Annotated in this window: 17 protein-coding genes; 14 read left to right on the forward strand and 3 right to left on the reverse strand. The window is 64.7% G+C overall.

The window, feature by feature from the left end:
• Positions 1-98: 98 nt before the first annotated feature.
• The 11 genes from AC1DVV_RS16275 to AC1DVV_RS16325 all read left to right on the forward strand — a co-directional run bounded on the left by AC1DVV_RS16275 (position 99) and on the right by AC1DVV_RS16325 (position 11,058).
• Complete coding sequence (locus AC1DVV_RS16275; protein WP_477701529.1) at positions 99-2,957, forward strand: cation-translocating P-type ATPase; 2,859 nt, start codon at positions 99-101, stop codon at positions 2,955-2,957.
• 35 nt (positions 2,958-2,992) lie between these two features.
• Positions 2,993-3,541, forward strand: coding sequence for a cytochrome b (locus AC1DVV_RS16280; RefSeq protein WP_457281659.1), 549 nt, complete (start codon positions 2,993-2,995; stop codon positions 3,539-3,541).
• A gap of 32 nt (positions 3,542-3,573) precedes the next feature.
• A complete protein-coding gene (locus AC1DVV_RS16285) occupies positions 3,574-4,263 on the forward strand; it encodes a VIT1/CCC1 transporter family protein (RefSeq protein WP_477689503.1) in 690 nt (229 codons plus the stop codon).
• Positions 4,264-4,311: 48 nt separating this feature from the next.
• The gene (locus tag AC1DVV_RS16290) at positions 4,312-4,680 is read left to right on the forward strand and encodes a cytochrome C (protein ID WP_457281531.1); all 369 of its coding nucleotides are present in this window, start codon (positions 4,312-4,314) and stop codon (positions 4,678-4,680) included.
• Positions 4,681-4,850: 170 nt separating this feature from the next.
• A complete protein-coding gene (locus AC1DVV_RS16295) occupies positions 4,851-5,294 on the forward strand; it encodes a universal stress protein (RefSeq protein ID WP_477687014.1) in 444 nt (147 codons plus the stop codon).
• A gap of 41 nt (positions 5,295-5,335) precedes the next feature.
• Entirely contained in the window at positions 5,336-5,758 is a 423-nt protein-coding gene (locus AC1DVV_RS16300; RefSeq protein ID WP_457281533.1) for a universal stress protein, read from the forward strand.
• Positions 5,759-5,785: 27 nt separating this feature from the next.
• A complete protein-coding gene (arcD, locus tag AC1DVV_RS16305; RefSeq protein ID WP_477689501.1) occupies positions 5,786-7,267 on the forward strand; it encodes an arginine-ornithine antiporter in 1,482 nt (493 codons plus the stop codon).
• The gene (locus AC1DVV_RS16310; RefSeq protein WP_477666413.1) at positions 7,267-8,475 is read left to right on the forward strand and encodes an arginine deiminase; all 1,209 of its coding nucleotides are present in this window, start codon (positions 7,267-7,269) and stop codon (positions 8,473-8,475) included. Before arcD ends, AC1DVV_RS16310 begins: the two co-directional genes overlap by 1 nt.
• Before the next feature lie 35 nt (positions 8,476-8,510).
• Positions 8,511-9,509, forward strand: coding sequence for an ornithine carbamoyltransferase (gene argF, locus AC1DVV_RS16315; protein ID WP_477687010.1), 999 nt, complete (start codon positions 8,511-8,513; stop codon positions 9,507-9,509).
• Entirely contained in the window at positions 9,506-10,459 is a 954-nt protein-coding gene (gene arcC, locus AC1DVV_RS16320; RefSeq protein WP_477689500.1) for a carbamate kinase, read from the forward strand. Before argF ends, arcC begins: the two co-directional genes overlap by 4 nt.
• 137 nt (positions 10,460-10,596) lie before the next feature.
• A complete protein-coding gene (locus tag AC1DVV_RS16325; protein ID WP_457281538.1) occupies positions 10,597-11,058 on the forward strand; it encodes a universal stress protein in 462 nt (153 codons plus the stop codon).
• Between the two features lie 109 nt (positions 11,059-11,167).
• Here AC1DVV_RS16325 and AC1DVV_RS16330 read toward each other — a convergent pair whose 3' ends face one another.
• Entirely contained in the window at positions 11,168-12,127 is a 960-nt protein-coding gene (locus AC1DVV_RS16330) for a LysR family transcriptional regulator (protein ID WP_477689499.1), read from the reverse strand.
• An 85-nt stretch (positions 12,128-12,212) separates the two neighbouring features.
• On the opposite strand from AC1DVV_RS16330, the gene AC1DVV_RS16335 reads away from it, so the two are divergent.
• The 3 genes from AC1DVV_RS16335 (at position 12,213) to AC1DVV_RS16345 (ending at position 14,208) form a co-directional block, all read left to right on the forward strand.
• Positions 12,213-12,851 (forward strand): DsbA family protein, encoded by a 639-nt coding sequence (locus AC1DVV_RS16335; RefSeq protein ID WP_477689498.1) that lies wholly within the window; start codon positions 12,213-12,215, stop codon positions 12,849-12,851.
• 63 nt (positions 12,852-12,914) lie between these two features.
• On the forward strand, positions 12,915-13,814 hold the full coding sequence (locus AC1DVV_RS16340; RefSeq protein WP_477701527.1) for an MBL fold metallo-hydrolase: 900 nt from the start codon (positions 12,915-12,917) through the stop codon (positions 13,812-13,814).
• Between the two features lie 4 nt (positions 13,815-13,818).
• Positions 13,819-14,208, forward strand: coding sequence for a nuclear transport factor 2 family protein (locus tag AC1DVV_RS16345; RefSeq protein ID WP_477666406.1), 390 nt, complete (start codon positions 13,819-13,821; stop codon positions 14,206-14,208).
• A gap of 76 nt (positions 14,209-14,284) precedes the next feature.
• Here AC1DVV_RS16345 and ssb read toward each other — a convergent pair whose 3' ends face one another.
• Positions 14,285-14,776 carry a single-stranded DNA-binding protein gene (gene ssb / locus AC1DVV_RS16350; RefSeq protein ID WP_457281543.1) on the reverse strand — a complete coding sequence of 164 codons (492 nt, stop codon included), beginning with the start codon at positions 14,774-14,776 and terminating at the stop codon, positions 14,285-14,287.
• A 21-nt stretch (positions 14,777-14,797) separates the two neighbouring features.
• Entirely contained in the window at positions 14,798-16,033 is a 1,236-nt protein-coding gene (locus AC1DVV_RS16355) for an MFS transporter (protein ID WP_477666756.1), read from the reverse strand.
• Positions 16,034-16,164 lie beyond the last annotated feature (131 nt).

Here is a 16,164-nt window from a genome sequence, read left to right on the forward strand (position 1 = left end):
CCTTCCGCAGCCGCCAGACTGGCACCTGCCGAGTGCAGCCTCCAGGCTGGCTTGCCGTTTGCCGCCGCCTGGGCAAAACCGGATAAAAAAAGACAACGATGAAAATTCCCCGCGCCGCTGAAGAAAGCCCGCAGCCCGAAACACCCTGCGACCCGTCGGTGCGCGAGATCGAGGACGTCGCCGCGAGCACGGGCGCGGACCTGCTGCGCGGCCTTTCTTCCGGCGAGGCGTCACGGCGGCTTGGCGCGCAAGGGCCCAATACCCTCAACGCCGCGCCGCCCGTGAGTGCGTGGCGGCGCATTCTCTCGCAGTTCCAGGACCCCCTGATCTATTTACTGCTAGCGGCCATTGCCATTTCGCTGCTCGCATGGGCCATGGACGGGCGGCAAGGCTGGCCGATTGACGCGCTGGTGATTGCCGTCGTCGTCCTGCTCAATGCCGCGCTGGGCTACGTTCAGCAGGCCAAGGCGCGCGGCGCGGTGGTGGCCCTGGCCAAACTCACGCAGGCGAGTTCTTCGCTGATGAGGGACGGCCGCGTGCAAAAAGTGGCGCTGGCGTCGCTGGTGCGGGGCGACCTGCTGGTCCTGAATGAGGGGGACGTGGTGGGCGCCGACGCGCGGCTGGCGGCCGCCACCGCCCTGCGTGTCCACGAGGCCTCGCTGACCGGGGAAAGCTTCGCCGTGCTGAAAAGCACCGCTTCGTTGCGGGCCCCGGCCGCGCTGGGCGACCGCGTGAACATGGTCTTCAGGGGCACGGCCATCACCCAGGGCACGGGCCGCGCGGTAGTCACGGCTACCGGCATGAACACCGAAATGGGCGCCATTGCCGCCATGCTCGAGGCGACGTCGCAAGCGCCTACCCCTTTGACGCGGGAAGTAAGCCGGCTGGGCCGGATGCTCGGCATCGCGGTGCTCATTATTGCCACCGTGGTGGTGGCCACCATCCTGATGCTGTCAGAACTGCGCACGGCCGGCGACGTCATCGCTGTGCTGCTTCTCGGCGTGGCGCTGGCGGTGGCGGCGGTTCCGGAAGGCCTGCCCGCCATCCTGTCGGTGGTGCTGGCCATGGGGGTGCAGCGCATGGCCAGGCACAAGGCGATCATCAAAAACCTGTCGTCCGTGGAAACACTGGGCTGCGCCTCCGTCATTTGCACGGACAAGACAGGCACACTGACGCGCGCGGAAATGACCCTGACGCGCATTGCAACGGCATCCGGCATGGTGGAGGTGACGGGCGTGGGCTATGTACCTGAGGGCCGCGTCGAGCAGGCCGGCGGCGAACTCGCCGCCGGGCCGCTGCGGGAAGAGGTGGCGTTTGCGCTGCTGGGCGGCAGCCTGGCGGGCAATGCCGGCCTGCGGCAGGACTCCGCCGGCATCTGGCGGATTCAGGGCGATGCCACGGAGGCGGCTTTCCTGGTCGCCGCGCGCAAGCTCGACCCTTCACTCCAGGCACGCGCCGGCCGCTATGACCGCATCAGGGAGATTCCGTTCACGTCGGACCGGAAAATGATGTCGGTGATTGAGCGTGACCATGACCAAGGTGGCGCCGCCATGCTCATCAGCAAAGGCGCGCCGGACGTGCTGATCGAGCGCTGCACCCATGTGAAGGTGGGCGCGGCAACCGTGATGATGGATGCCGCCCGCAAGGCCGCCCTGCTCCGCAACGTCGACACCCTCTCGGACGCGGCCTTGCGCACACTGGCCGTTGCCTTCCGTCCACTGCACGCCGGTGAAGACCCGGCATCCACATCACTGGAAGAAGACTTGGTCTACGTCGGCACGGCCGGCCTGATGGATCCGCCGCGCGAGGAAGCGGCCGTGGCGATACGCCAGGCCCAGCGTGCCGGCATCCGCGTCATCATGATCACGGGCGACCACCCGCGCACGGCGCTGCGCATTGCCGCGGACCTCGGAATCCGCGGCGCGCAATCGCCCGCGCTGACCGGCATTGAGATGGACAGTCTGGAGGATGCGGAATTTGCCGCCGCGGTTCGCCAGACGTCGGTGTATGCGCGTGTCGCGCCGGCGCACAAGCAGCGCATCGTGGATGCGCTGCAGGCCGACGGCCAGGTGGTGGCCATGACAGGCGACGGCGTGAACGATGCCCCCGCATTGAAGTCCGCGGACATCGGCATCGCGATGGGCCTGACCGGCACCGAAGTGACACGGCAGGCCGCCCGGATGATCCTGGCCGACGACAACTTCGCCACCATCGTGGAGGCGGTGCGCGAAGGGCGCGGCATTTTTGACAACATCCGGAAATTCCTGCGCTACCTGCTGTCCTCCAACATGGGGGAGGTGTTGACGGTGTTCCTGGGTGTGGTGGGTGCCGGCGTCATCGGGCTTCAAGCCCCCGGCGTTGCGGTGGTACTGCCCCTGCTGGCCACACAGATCCTCTGGCTCAACCTCATCACCGACTCCTGGCCGGCGCTGGCCATGGGCATAGACCCCGCGGTCGGCGACGTCATGGCGCGAAAGCCCCGCACCCGCGATGAGCGCGTGATCGATGGCCGCATGTGGTCGGGGATATTGCAGACCGGCGCCGTCATCGCGGTGGTGACGCTCCTGACCATGGACATGTTGTTGCCTGGCGGGCTGATCGAGGGCAACCAGGACCTGGCCGTCGCCCGCACCGCCGGCTTCACCGTGCTGGTGCTGGCGCACCTGTTCAATGCCTTCAACGCGCGCTCGGAATCCGCCTCCGCGTTTCGCGGCCTTTTCTCCAACCCATGGCTATGGGCCGCGCTGGGCTTGTCGTTGGGCCTGCAGATCGCGGTGGTCAACCTGGAGTTTCTGAACTACGCTTTCGGCACGGTGCCCCTTACGTTTGAACAATGGCTGCTGTGCGCCGCCATGGCCAGCACGGTCCTGTGGCACGCCGAATTGCGCAAACTGGCCAGCCGGGCATGGCGCAGACATGCGCAAACGCGAACCGCCGCGGCCGGCGGCCCGCAGTGAAGACTTCACCCTGACGACGCCGGAGAAACACCATGATGTCAAAACCCCACCCGGAAAACCGCTACGGTGCGCTCTCCATCGGCTTGCACTGGTTCATGCTTGTCTTGCTGGCGGCGGTCTACCTCTGCATGGAGCTCAGTGACGCCTTTCCCAAGGGCAGCGACATGCGCAACGGGCTGAGGGCCTGGCACTACATGCTGGGCCTGTCCGTCTTTGTGCTGGCCTGGCTTCGCCTGGCGGTCAATCTCCGGCATCGCGCCCCACCCGTAGCCCCGGCACCGCCGCTGTGGCAAAGCCGCCTGGCCTGGCTGGTGCAGGCGGGGCTTTATCTGCTCATGATAGGGATGCCCCTGGCGGGATGGCTGATACTCAGCGCCCGTGGTCAGCCCATTCCTTTTTTTGGGCTGCAACTGCCCGCGCTGATGGCCGAGAGCAAAGATGCGGCGGGCTGGATCAAGGAAGTCCACGAAGCGGGAGCGACAGCGGGGTATTTCCTGGTGGGCTTGCATGCATTGGCGGCCTTGTATCACCACTACCGGCTGCGTGACAACACGCTGGCTCGCATGCTTCCCGGCCGCCGCTGATTCAAACTACCCCCTAAACGAAGGATGAGTGCATGAGACATATTGAATGGCACAGGACTTCACGCATCGGATGGCTTCGCGCTGCCGTTCTGGGTGCCAATGACGGCATCGTATCGACCGCCAGCCTGATAGTGGGAGTGGCCGCCGCCAGCGCCACACACGGCAATGTGCTGATGACGGGCGTGGCAGCCCTGGTGGCCGGCGCGATGTCGATGGCCGCGGGCGAATACGTGTCGGTGCACTCGCAGTCCGATACCGAGAAGGCCGACCTGGCCCGGGAGCGGGCCGAACTTGAAAAAGACCCCGTGGCCGAACACCGCGAACTGACCGCCATCTACATCGCGCGCGGGCTGGACGATGCGCTTGCGCGGCAGGTTGCGGAGCAGCTCATGGCTCATGACGCCCTGGGTTCACACGCGCGCGACGAGTTGGGAATTCACGACAGCATGGCCGCCCGGCCCATACAGGCCGCGCTCGCGTCGGCGGCCAGCTTTGCATGTGGCGCCCTTTTGCCGTTGGTCGTTACCGCGATGGCGCCCGGCGCCACACTGATCTGGTGGGTGTCGGGAACCTCCCTGGCATTTTTGGCCTTTCTGGGCGCGATGGCCGCCCACGCGGGCGGCGCGGGGATCCTGCCCGGCGCATGGCGCGTGACTTTCTGGGGTGCGCTGGCCATGGGCATTACCGCGGGTGTGGGCGCGCTGTTTGGGGCCGTGGTCTAAGTCTGCTGGCGAACAGACGGCACCCGATACTGCGCGCACAGTCACCCCATGCCATCACCCTCCACCAAAGCATTTCCCGGCCGGTATCTTGTGCTGGCCGCCATCGGGTTCGCCGGCCTGTCGGCGCATGGCCAGACGATGCCCGTACAAACCCGCGGGGAGTTGTTGTACACGACGCACTGCATTGCTTGCCACACCTCGGAGATGCACTGGCGCAACAACCGGCGCGCCCATGACTGGGAGAGCCTGAAAGTGCAGGTTCGCCTCTGGCAAGGCAACACCGGGCTGCAATGGGACGAGGCGGATATCGTGGAAGTGGCAGGCTACCTGAATGACACGATTTACCGGTATCCGCGCACCGCTCCCGTCGGACTCGTCTTGCCCGGGCCGCCGCAGAGGATTTCCGCCGCGCCCTGAAGCTGCTTCGGATAGCTTCCCGGCCGATGCGGTTTTGCGCACATCGAAAGATCTCACCGGAAGCGCCACAGTGGAGGGCCGACGTCATCTGCCGCGCCCTTGACATGAATCAAGACCGGGCCGCCGCGGCGCTCCTAGACTGCAAACGAATCAACACAGGAGAACCCACCATGTACAAGCGCATTCTTGTTGCCACCGACGGTTCGACGCTTTCCAGAAAAGCGGTCAAGGACGCCATCGCCCTTGCCGTGTCTTTGGATGCCGGACTCGTGGCGCTCAACGTCGTGCCGCGCTATCCCATGAGCTACTTTGAGGGCGGCGCCACAATTTCGCCGCAGGAAGTCGGGCGCATTGAAAAGGAATGGACCGGCAAGGGTCAGGCCATTGCCGACGCGGCGCAAAAGGCCGCCGAGGCTGCGGGCGTCCAGGCCAAATCCGTGATCGCCAAGTCCGACCTCGTAGCCACCGCCATCCTGGCCGCAGCCAAAAAGAACAAGTGCGACCTCATCGTCATGGCCTCGCACGGCCGCAAGGGCCTCTCTCGCATCCTGCTCGGAAGCGAGACCCAGCAGGTGCTCACGCACAGCAGCATCCCCGTCCTTGTCCTGCGCTGAGCGCGCGCCGTCTCATTTTTTTCCATTTTCCGGAGACAACCATGAAAGTCCTTCTGGCCGTTGACGGCAGCAAGTTCACAAAAAAAGCCCTCGCCTTTCTGGTCACGCACGAAACCCTGATGGGGCCCGACGCGGAGTTGATCGTGCTCAATGTACAGATCGCTGTTCCTCCACGCGTCAAGTCCATGGTGGGCGCCGCCACGGTACATGCCTACCACCGCGACGAAGCCCAGAAAGTGCTGGAGCCTATAGAACGCTTTCTCAAACGCCATGACATCACTTTCCGGGCCTCCTGGGTCGCCGGCACACCGGCCACACAAATCGCGCAGGCGGTGAAACGTGAAAAGGTACACATGCTGGTCATGGGCACCCATGGCCATGGTTTGCTGGGCCGCGCCCTGCTCGGCAGCGTTGCCCAGCGGGTAGTGGCGGACGTTGACGTGCCGGTGCTGCTGGTCAAGTAGCCGATCATCTTTTACGGAAGGCCTGCCATGAACACACTGTCAAATACCCGCTCCCCCGTGTCGCCGCCGCGGGCTATTCCCACCACACGCCAGGCGCAGGGCGGTTTGGGCCTGGGGCTGCTGGTCGCGCTGGTGACGGGCTCCATCATCGGCAGCGGCATTTTCGGCCTGCCGCAAAACATGGCGGCGGGCGCCGGCGCGGGTGCCATCCTGATCGGCTGGCTGGTCACGGGCGTGGGCATGCTGGTGCTGGCGCGCGTCTACCAGATGCTGGCCCTGCGCAAGCCCGAACTGGACAACGGCGTCTATGCCTATGCCCGCGCGCTGTCAGGCGAGTACATCGGCTTTAACTCCGCCTGGGGGTACTGGATCAGCGCCTGGATCGGCAACGTCGGCTACCTGGTGGCCGCCTTCGGTGCGCTCGGTTATTTCTTTCCAGCTTTCGGCGAAGGCAACACGCCCGCGGCCGTGGCCGGAGCGTCGATAGTCCTGTGGATCGTGCACGCGCTGGTGCTGCGCGGCATCAACACCGCTGCCTGGGTCAATGCGATTGTCACAGTCGCCAAAGTCATTCCGTTGCTGCTGTTCATTGTGCTGGCCGCCGCCGCTTTCCAGGCGCCCACCTTCAGCCTGGACTTCTGGGGCAGCGCCAAACTCGGCTCCGTACTTGACCAGGTCAAGAGCACCATGCTGGTGACGGTGTGGGTGTTCATCGGCATCGAAGGCGCCAGTGTCTATTCGGCGCGCGCGCGGCAGCGCAAGGACGTCGGCAAGGCCACGGTGATTGGTTTTCTGATCTGCCTGGCACTGTTGATGGCCGTCTCGTTGCTGTCCCTGGGCATCTTCACGCAGCCCGAACTTGCCGGATTGAAGAATCCCTCCATGGCCAGCGTGCTTGAGAAAGCCGTGGGCACCTGGGGCGCTGTGCTGATTTATGTCGGCCTCATCGTTTCCGTCGGCGGTGGCTTCCTGGCCTGGACATTGCTCGCTGCGGAGTCGCTCTTCACACCGGCCAACAGCGGCGTGATGCCCGAATGGCTGGGCCGCCAAAGCGGCAAGGGCGTGCCGGCCAATGCCCTGTGGCTGAGCAGCGCCATGGTTCAGATCTTCCTCATCGTCACGCTGGTCTCCAAGGCTTCCTACCTGGCCCTGATCTCGCTGTCGACCGCGATGATTTTGCTGCCCTACCTGTTCAGCGCGCTTTACGGCCTGAAGGTGCTGCTGCGCGGTGAGGGCCCAACGAGGGAAGGCACCGCCGGCGGGTCGCTGGACCTGCCGGTGGCCGCGCTCGCGTCGGTGTACTGCCTGTGGCTGCTGTATGCCGCCGGCGCCAAATACCTCCTGCTGAGCGCTCTGCTCTACGCCCCCGGCGCGGCCCTGTATTTCATCGCCAAACGGCAGGGCAACAAACAGCCCTTTACCGCTGGCGAGAAAGCCATGCTCGCAGCCGTGCTCGCGCTCGCAGCGGTGGCCGGCTGGATGCTCGCCACCGGTCAGTTGAGCCTGTGATGGCCGGCGTTCATTCAGAGACGGGCCGGCTGCGCAAGGTACTGGTCTGCAGGCCGGGCCTGGCGCATATGCGCCTGACGCCCGCGAACTGCCAAAGCATGCTGTTCGACGATGTGATGTGGGTCGCGCAGGCAAAAAACGACCATTACGCGTTCACCAGCGCCATGACGGAGCAAGGCGTGGAAGTGCTGGAATTGCACGACCTTCTCGCAGTCACAGTCAGCGACCCAGCGGTGCGCGACTGGCTGCTGGACCGCAAGCTGACCGGCATCGACCTGGAAGCCGCCGCCGTGCTGCGACCCTGGCTGCAAGAACTGCCGCCGGCCCGCCTGGCCGAGTTCCTGATTGGCGGGCTGACGCCGGTGGACCTGCCCTTCAAGTTGCCGGGTCTTACGGCCGCGTGCGCGAGCGCCTCCGACCTGTTATTGCCCGCCCTTCCCAATACCCTCTTCACGCGCGACAGCAGTTGCTGGATAGGCGACGGTGTGGTGCTGGGCGCCATGTACTGGCCCGCACGCCGGCAGGAAACCCTGCTCATGGCGGCCGTCTACCGTTTTCACCCTGCGTTTGCCGGCAAGGTCGCCGAGTGGTGGGGTGATCCGGGCCAGCCGCACGCGCAGGCCTCGCTCGAAGGCGGCGATATCATGCCTCTGGGCCAGGGCCTGGTGCTGATCGGCATGGGCGAGCGGACCTCGCCGCAGGCCGTGAGCCAGCTGGCGCGCAGCCTGTTTGCCCGCGGCGCCGCGACCCGGGTGCTGGCCGCCCAGCTGCCCAAGTCGCGCGGGGCCATGCACCTGGACACGGTGCTGACTTTTTGCGACCGCGACCTGGTGACGGTGTTTCCCGAGATCGTGCAGGCCATACGCGTGTTCAGCCTCAGACCCGGCAACGAAGCCGGCGCGCTGGATGTCAGGGCAGAAACCGGCCCCTTTCTTGACGTGCTCGCCCAGGCGCTGGGTATTGCAAAGCTGCGCGTTGTCGCCACCGGCGGCAATGCCTATGAAGCCGAGCGCGAACAGTGGGACGACGGCAACAACGTGCTGGCACTGTCGCCCGGCGTTGTCATGGCCTACAACCGCAACACCCACACCAACACCCTTCTGCGCAAGGCCGGTGTCGAGGTCATCACAATCCCCAGCGGGGAGCTGGGCCGGGGCCGCGGCGGCAGCCACTGCATGTCCTGTCCGATTGAGCGTGACGCTGCCTGACCCGCCATTGAGGCATCCACGAAAGACGGCTACCCATGAGCTTCAACCTTCACAACCGCAGTCTTCTGGACCTCAAGGATTTTTCCCCGCGGGACATCCGCTTCCTGCTGGACCTGGCCGCCGAGCTCAAGCGCTCGAAATACGCGGGCAATGAGCTCGCGCGCCTCAAGGGCAAAAACATCGCGCTGATTTTCGAGAAAGCTTCCACCCGAACGCGTTGCGCCTTCGAAGTCGCGGTGCACGACCAGGGCGGCCACGTGACCTACATCGACCCGGTCAGCTCACAGCTGGGGCACAAGGAGTCTCTCAAGGACACGGCGCGGGTGCTGGGGCGGCTGTACGACGGCATCGAGTACCGCGGCTTTCACCAGACGGTGGTGGAAGAAATCGCGCGCTTCTCGCACGTCCCAGTCTGGAACGGGCTCACAGATGAGTCGCACCCGACCCAGGTGCTGGCCGACCTGCTGACCATGCAGGAGTTCGGCGAAAAGCCGCTGCATGAACTGTCTTTTTGCTACCTGGGCGACGCCCGCTTCAACATGGGCTGCTCGCTGCTGGTGGGCGGCACGCAGATGGGCATGGACGTGCGCATCGCCGCACCCGCCGCGCTGATGCCACCGCCCGGGCTGGTGAGCGAAATGCGCGAGCTGGCCAGGACAACAGGCGCGCGCATCACCCTCAGCAACGATCCGGCCGAGGCTGTCAAGGACGCTGACTTTCTCTACACCGACGTCTGGGTGTCCATGGGTGAGCCCGACGACACCTGGAAGCTCAGGATTGAGCAGTTGCTGCCCTTCCAGGTCAACAGCGCCTTGATGAAGGCTACCGGCAAGCCGCGAACCCGCTTCATGCATTGCCTGCCGGCTTTCCACAACCTGGACACCGAGGTAGGGCGCCAGATCCACGAACGCTACGGCCTCAGCGAAATAGAGGTGACCGACGAGGTCTTCGAGTCCGATGCATCCATCGTGTTCACGCAGGCGGAAAACCGCATGCACACCATCAAGGCCGTGCTTGTGGCCACGCTCGCATGAAGCTGGTGATTGCGCTGGGCGGCAATGCCTTGCTGCGCCGGGGCCAGTCGCTCAGCGCGCAGAACCTGCTGGAAAACATCCGGAGCGTGGCGGCCCAACTGGCCCGCGTCGCGCTTCGTCATGAGTTGGTGGTGACTCACGGCAACGGGCCCCAGATAGGCCTGCTGGCGCTGCAGAACTCGGCCTACGCGGCAGTGGCGCCCTATCCGCTTGACGTATTGGGTGCGCAAACCGAAGGCATGATCGGTTACCTGCTGGAGCAGGAACTTGCCAACCACCTTCCACCCGGCCGCCCCGTGGTCACCCTGCTTACGCGTGTGGAAGTCGACCCCGCCGATCCGGCTTTCGGGAAGCCCACCAAACCTATAGGACCTGTTTACACGAAGGAGGAAGCCGAACGGCTTGCGCAAGCCATGCACTGGCATGTCGCGCCGGACGGTGCAGGCTTCAGGCGCGTCGTGGCTTCGCCTCTCCCTACGCGTGTGCTGGGCATGGACCCGATCAGCTGGCTGCTGCAGCATGAGGCAGTGGTGATCGCCGCGGGGGGTGGCGGCATCCCGGTGGTGCGCACCGCCGGCGGGCATTCTCTTCAAGGCATCGATGCCGTGATCGATAAGGACCTGACGGGCGCCCTGCTCGCGCGGGAACTGGGGGCCGACTGCCTGGTGATCGCCACCGACGTGGATGCCGTCTACCTGGGCTGGGGAACGCCCGCACAGCACGCCATCGGCAAGATCAGGCCACAGGAATTGCTGGGCCATAGCTTCCCCGCAGGCTCCATGGGCCCTAAGGTACAGGCTGCCACCGGCTTTGTGCTCAAGACCGGCAAGAAGGCTTTGATAGGCTCGCTGGCCCAGATCGAGGAGATGCTGGCGGGCCGTGCCGGTACAGAGGTCAGCCCCCACGGGGACACCACGGGCCAAGACCCGGTTATTACGGCCAATGCGTGAAACGCAGCAAATCGATTGACCTGCGCCCGGAAGCCCTTCCGACCGTCGCGAATCTGTCCACATTTGATCCGCATCAACATGCTGCTCCCCAAAATCGCCACCATGGATAACGTTTCAACTCACATGAGGCATTCACCATGTTCAAGCGAATCCTGATTCCCGTGGACGGCAGCGACACCTCCAACAAGGCCCTTGTCGCCGGCCTGGCGATGGCGCGGGAAACCAGCGCCAGCGTACGGCTGCTGCACGCCTTCAATGAGGCGGCTTACCTGGGTGGAGTCGACCCCTATGGCACCTGGTCGGCCGATCTGGTCGGCATGATGCGCGAAAGCGGCGCCAAAGTCCTGACGGATGCGACGGCCATCGCCGGGTCGGCCGGAGTCACTGCAAGCCAGTTGCTTTGCGATGAACCGGGCAAACGCCTGGGAGAGTCGGTGGCCGAGGCGGCCAAGCTCTGGAATGCCGATCTCATCGTGGTCGGCTCCCACGGCCGGCGCGGCCTGGGACGGGTGCTGCTGGGCAGTGGCGCCGAGCAGATCCTGAGGCTGGCGCCGGTGCCCGTCCTGGTCGTCCGCGACGCGCCTTCAGCGCAGGCTTAAACGAAACATAGCTGCAGGGCACAACAAGTGTGCGCGAGTAGCTATCAAAATAATAGCAGTCCTCGGAGCGGAATATCGTCGCCATGTCGACCAAGCGCCAGGCTGGGCGTCAGCTTCCATTTGACGCGCTGACGGCCTGCCGTTGTTGTTCTCTGTCTGCCAGCAATTCGACAAAGGCACGGACCTTCGCGGGACGAAAGCGCGCGGCCGGAAACACGGCATGGATACCGCCGGAAGGCAGATGCCACTGCGGCAGGACCTGGATGAGACGGCCGGCCGCAAGATCACCCGCTACCGCATAGTCCGGCAGCACCGAAAGCCCCGCGCCCTGGAACACGGCTTCGCGCACGGCAAGCGTGGCGTCGAGAAAAATCGAGGCCTGCACGCTAACGGTCTGGCGCTCACCCTCGTTGAGCGAGAAATTCCATGTCAGGTGGTCGCGAAGAGCGGTGTTGGCGATGAAAGGCAGGCCGGCGATGTCTTGCGGGGCGGTAAGCCGCGCCACTTGCAGCGTCATGGCCGGCGACGCCACGAGCAGTTGCCGGAAAGAACCGATTTTTCGCGCCTGCAGGCTGGTTTCAGCAAGCCAACCGACACGTATCGCCAGTTCGATGTTGCCCGACATGAGGTCCAGCGTCTGGTCGGTGAGGACGGCATCGACCTTGCACGCAGGGTAGCGCCGGGTAAAGGCGGCGATAGCCGGCACCACCACGCCGACACCATAGTCGAAGGGGGCGGTCAGCCGCAGCATGCCGGACGGCTCCGCTGAGGTTTCGGCCAGGTCGTCGAAGGCATCCCCGGCCTCGCGCAGGATCAGCGCGCAACGCAGGTAGAAGGCTTGCCCCAGTTCGGTGGGCTGCACCTTGCGTGTGGTGCGCACAAGGAGCGACGTGCGGAATTCGCGCTCCAGCCGCGCAACCTGCTGGCTGACCACCGCCTTGGTGATCCCCAGGCGATCCGCAGCCGCGGTGAAGGAGCCGGTTTCCACCACAGCCGCGAAGTAGGCCAGGCGCCTCAGGTTTCCCAGCCCGCCGAGGCCACCTTCATCTTGATTGTTTGCTTTAAACATACATTGTGTTTATCAGAGATGTCTTTAACAGTCAATGGATCGTGCCTACGATCACAACCAGTGAGCAAAGAACTCCAAAGAAACCATGACCAAAACCCTTTATTACCTGTTCGACCCGCTATGTGGCTGGTGCTACGGCGCCATGCCGGCGCTCTCGGCATTGGCTGAAACTCCCGCTGTCCGCATCGAACTGCTGCCGACCGGGCTGTTCGCCGGCGAGGGCGCACGGCCCATGAACAGTGACTTCGCCGCCTATGCCTGGTCCAACGACCAGCGCATCGAGCGCCTGACGGGGCAGCGCTTCACCGGGCAGTACCGCGAGCAGGTTCTCGGTGATCGCCAGCGCTTGTTTGACAGCGGCCCCGCCACGGTGGCACTGACCGCCGTGTCATTGACGGCGCCGAGCCGGGAACTGGAAGCCCTCAAGGCGATCCAGAATGCGCGCTACGTGGATGGCAAGGACACGACCTCACTGGAAACGCTGGCCGGCGTTCTGCGCGGGCTCGGCCTCGAGCAGGCCGCCGCAATGGTGGAGCAACCCGAAGAGGATCTTCTCGTCGCCAACCGGGCCCGCATGGACCGCGCACAGGCCTTGATGCGGGAGTTCGGCGCGCAGGGCGTGCCCACCCTGGTTGCTGAATCCGGCGCGCAGCGCTGGGTCTTGAATAACGCCGATTTTTATTCCAACCCGCGCGCGCTGGCAGGCGAGCTCGAGGCTGCTTGAGCCCGGCACCGCCTCCACCCCCGCAACCCATTTCAGTTAACTGTTCAAGAAGAAGGAAAAACCATGACAACACGAAGAGAAGCAATCAAAACTGTAGCCGGCGCGGCTGTCGCGACGGCCATCTTAGGAGTGAAAAGCGCTATGGCTGCAAATACCCAACTGACCTGGAAACATTTCCCCGCCGGCGAACACGGATTCTTCCGCGCCCCGGTGCTGATCTCCGGCGAACGCGAGGCTGTCCTCATCGACGGGGGCTTTACGCTTCCAGACGGCAAGGCATTGGCCGAGGCCATCAAGGCCACCGGCAAAAAGCTCACGACCATCTACATCAGCCAGAGCGATCCCGACTACTACTTCAGCCTGGCGCCTATCAAGGCGGCGTTTCCCGACGCCAAGGTGATCGCGGCACCGGCCACGATCGCGGCCATCAAGGGCAACGTGGAAAAGAAACTGGCAACCTGGGGCCCCCAACTCAAGGAAAACGGCCCACAGGCGCTGGCGGACATCGTGATGCCCCAGGCCTTCGACGGCCGCAGCCTCACCCTGGAAGGCCATGCCATTGAAATCGTCGATGCGGATGGCTTGGCCAACCGCCGCTACATCTGGGTGCCTTCGCTGAACGCCATCTTCGGCGGCGTGCTGCTGTTCTCCGGTGTTCACGTGTGGACCGCCGACACGCAGGGCGCCGAGGCCCGTGCGGCTTGGGTGAAGACGCTTGATGCCATGGCTGCGCGCAAACCCGCCGTGGTGGTCCCCGGCCACATGGCGGTCACGGCGGCGGTGGACGCAAGCGCGATCCAATACACCCGCGACTACCTCGTGGCTTTCGAGGAAGTGCTGGCCAAGTCAGCCGACAGCGGCGCCCTCATCGCGGCCATGACCCGGCGCTACCCGAACGCCGGCATGGGCGTGGCGCTGCAAATCGGTGCCAAAGTCGCCAAGGGCGAGATGAAGTGGGGTTGAAGTCATGATGTCGAACATCGACATCGTCCGTGCCCACTACGCGGCCTCGGCCCAGGGAAACATCGGCGAGATGATGGCCCATGTCTCGCCCCAGGTACGCTGGACCGAGATGGCGGGCTTTCCTTGCGCGGGCACCTGGGTCGGGCCGCAAGCGGTTGTCGACAACGTCTTTGCCGTGCTGGGCAGGGATTGGATCGGTTATCGCTTCGAACTGCAAAGCCTCGTCGACGGTGGTGACCACATCCTCGGGGTGGGAAGCTACCACGGCACTTACCGCGCCACGGGAAAGGACATGCAGGCCCGTGTGGCCCATGTCTGGCACCTGCGGGGCGGGAAGGTCGTGGCCTTTGAGCAATTCACAGACACGCTGCTTGTCCGTCAGGCGATGAGCTGATCATCCGGGCACCTGCAAACAAAAAGCCCACTCTCCTCTCGAACAGTGGGCCTCCATCGACAAAGACTGTTTGTATTTAGAACGGGATATCGTCGTCCATGTCGTCAAAGCCGCTGGCGGCCTTGGCTGCCGGAGCTGGCCGCGGTGCGGCGGCCGGCGGGCGTGCAGCAGGTGCGGACTGGCGCGGCGCTTCATAACCGCCACCGTCATCACCGCCGGGGCCGCCCATGCCCTGACGGCTGCCGAGCATCTGCATCTGGTCGGCACGGATTTCGGTGGTGTACTTTTCCTGGCCGTCCTTGTCGGTCCACTTGCGCGTGCGCAGGCTGCCTTCGACATAGACCTGCGAGCCTTTGCGCAGGTACTGGCCGACGATTTCAGCAAGACGGCCGTTGAACACCACGCGGTGCCATTCGGTGGCCTCCTTCATTTCACCCGTCTGCTTGTCCTTCCACTTGTCAGTGGTGGCAATGGTGACGTTGGCGACCTGGTCACCGCTGGGGAAGCTGCGCATTTCGGGGTCCCGGCCCAGATTGCCGACGACGATAACTTTATTGACGGATGCCATGGGGTGTTCTCCTGATCTAACTTAGAGTTTAACTGGCTGGCCCGATGCGGTGCCATGGCCGTCTGTAACAGCCGCGGCCCCGTGCCGGCCGGGCGCCCGCATGGGCCAGGCCACCAGCAGCCAGGCCAGCATCAGGCCGCCGCACAACAGAAAAAGCCCCTGGGCACCGTGCACCTTGGTGATCCAGCCGCCCACCGCGCCGCCGGCAAAAAAACCGAGCGACTGCAAGGTGTTGTACACCCCCAGCGCCGCGCCGCGGGCATGGGCTGGCGCCACCCGGGAGGCCAGGCTGGGCTGGGTGGCTTCCAGGACGTTGAAGCCGCAAAAAAACAGGAACAGCAGCACGGCCAGAATGCCCAGGCTGGCCGGCGCCGAGGTAGACGACGCCACCCAGAGCAAGCCCAGCTGAACCAGCAGGACCAGGCCGACAGCCCCCAGGAACACGGCGCGCAGGTAGCCCCGTTTTTCCAGCGGAAACAGCGTAGCCCCCATCACCCCAAAAGAGGCCAGCACCGCCGGCAGGTAGACCTGCCAATGCGCGGCCTTGTCGAGCCCGGCATTCACCAGCAAAGCCGGAATCGCCACCCACATGGCCAGCTGCACGGCATGCAGCACGAACACGCCGAAATTCAGCCGCAGCAGCGCGGTGTCCTTTAGCACCTCCACCACGCTGCCGCGCGGCCGATTGACGTGCTCCACCGGTTCGGGTGGCACCCACCAGACGACCACGGCAATGCCGCCCAGTGCCAGTGCGCCAGTCAGGGCAAACAGCCCGTGCAGGCCGATAGCGCCGGCGAGCAGAGGCGCGGCCAACAGCGAAAGCGCAAACATCAGGGCAATGCTGCCGCCCACCAGCGCCATGGCCTTGGTACGCACTTCGTCGCGGGTGGAATCGGCCAGCAGCGCCGTAACGGCAGCCGAAATGGCACCCGCCCCCTGCAACGACCGGCCGGCGATCAGCCAGTTCAGGTCGGGCGCCCAGGCGGCGATCAGGCTGCCCAGCGCAAAAATGACCAGGCCGGAAACGATGACACGCTTGCGCCCCCACCAGTCCGAAGCGATCCCAAAAGGAATTTGCAGGATGCCCTGCGTCAGGCCGTAAATACCCATGGCCAGGCCAATCCGGGCCGGGTCATCGCCCCCCGGGTATTTGGCCGCCTCCAGCGCAAACACCGGCAGCACCAAAAAGAGGCCGAGCATGCGAAGCGCAAAGATCGAAGCCAGCGAAACGCTGGCGCGCCGCTCGGTAGCGGTCATGGGAAACGACATGGGGGCTGTAGGCGCAGTCAAGGGGATTAAAAGGGCAAAAGCGGCCAAAAAATAGCTAGAAAAGCTCCAAAACGGGGCAATAACCCGGGATTGACCGACTGGGAGCGGCAAGCCCACGG

The organism is Polaromonas sp. P3_B4, assembly GCF_056402835.1.

Coding starts and splice junctions, on each gene's coding strand:
- argF (WP_477687010.1), top strand. CDS start 8,511: ATGAGCTTCAACCTTCACAACCGCAGTCTTCTGGACCTCAAGGATTTT.
- ssb (WP_457281543.1), bottom strand. CDS start 14,776: ATGGCATCCGTCAATAAAGTTATCGTCGTCGGCAATCTGGGCCGGGAC.
- AC1DVV_RS16330 (WP_477689499.1), bottom strand. CDS start 12,127: ATGTTTAAAGCAAACAATCAAGATGAAGGTGGCCTCGGCGGGCTGGGA.
- AC1DVV_RS16290 (WP_457281531.1), top strand. CDS start 4,312: ATGCCATCACCCTCCACCAAAGCATTTCCCGGCCGGTATCTTGTGCTG.
- AC1DVV_RS16295 (WP_477687014.1), top strand. CDS start 4,851: ATGTACAAGCGCATTCTTGTTGCCACCGACGGTTCGACGCTTTCCAGA.
- AC1DVV_RS16275 (WP_477701529.1), top strand. CDS start 99: ATGAAAATTCCCCGCGCCGCTGAAGAAAGCCCGCAGCCCGAAACACCC.
- AC1DVV_RS16340 (WP_477701527.1), top strand. CDS start 12,915: ATGACAACACGAAGAGAAGCAATCAAAACTGTAGCCGGCGCGGCTGTC.
- AC1DVV_RS16300 (WP_457281533.1), top strand. CDS start 5,336: ATGAAAGTCCTTCTGGCCGTTGACGGCAGCAAGTTCACAAAAAAAGCC.
- AC1DVV_RS16335 (WP_477689498.1), top strand. CDS start 12,213: ATGACCAAAACCCTTTATTACCTGTTCGACCCGCTATGTGGCTGGTGC.
- AC1DVV_RS16280 (WP_457281659.1), top strand. CDS start 2,993: ATGTCAAAACCCCACCCGGAAAACCGCTACGGTGCGCTCTCCATCGGC.
- AC1DVV_RS16355 (WP_477666756.1), bottom strand. CDS start 16,033: ATGACCGCTACCGAGCGGCGCGCCAGCGTTTCGCTGGCTTCGATCTTT.
- AC1DVV_RS16345 (WP_477666406.1), top strand. CDS start 13,819: ATGATGTCGAACATCGACATCGTCCGTGCCCACTACGCGGCCTCGGCC.
- arcD (WP_477689501.1), top strand. CDS start 5,786: ATGAACACACTGTCAAATACCCGCTCCCCCGTGTCGCCGCCGCGGGCT.
- arcC (WP_477689500.1), top strand. CDS start 9,506: ATGAAGCTGGTGATTGCGCTGGGCGGCAATGCCTTGCTGCGCCGGGGC.
- AC1DVV_RS16310 (WP_477666413.1), top strand. CDS start 7,267: ATGGCCGGCGTTCATTCAGAGACGGGCCGGCTGCGCAAGGTACTGGTC.
- AC1DVV_RS16285 (WP_477689503.1), top strand. CDS start 3,574: ATGAGACATATTGAATGGCACAGGACTTCACGCATCGGATGGCTTCGC.
- AC1DVV_RS16325 (WP_457281538.1), top strand. CDS start 10,597: ATGTTCAAGCGAATCCTGATTCCCGTGGACGGCAGCGACACCTCCAAC.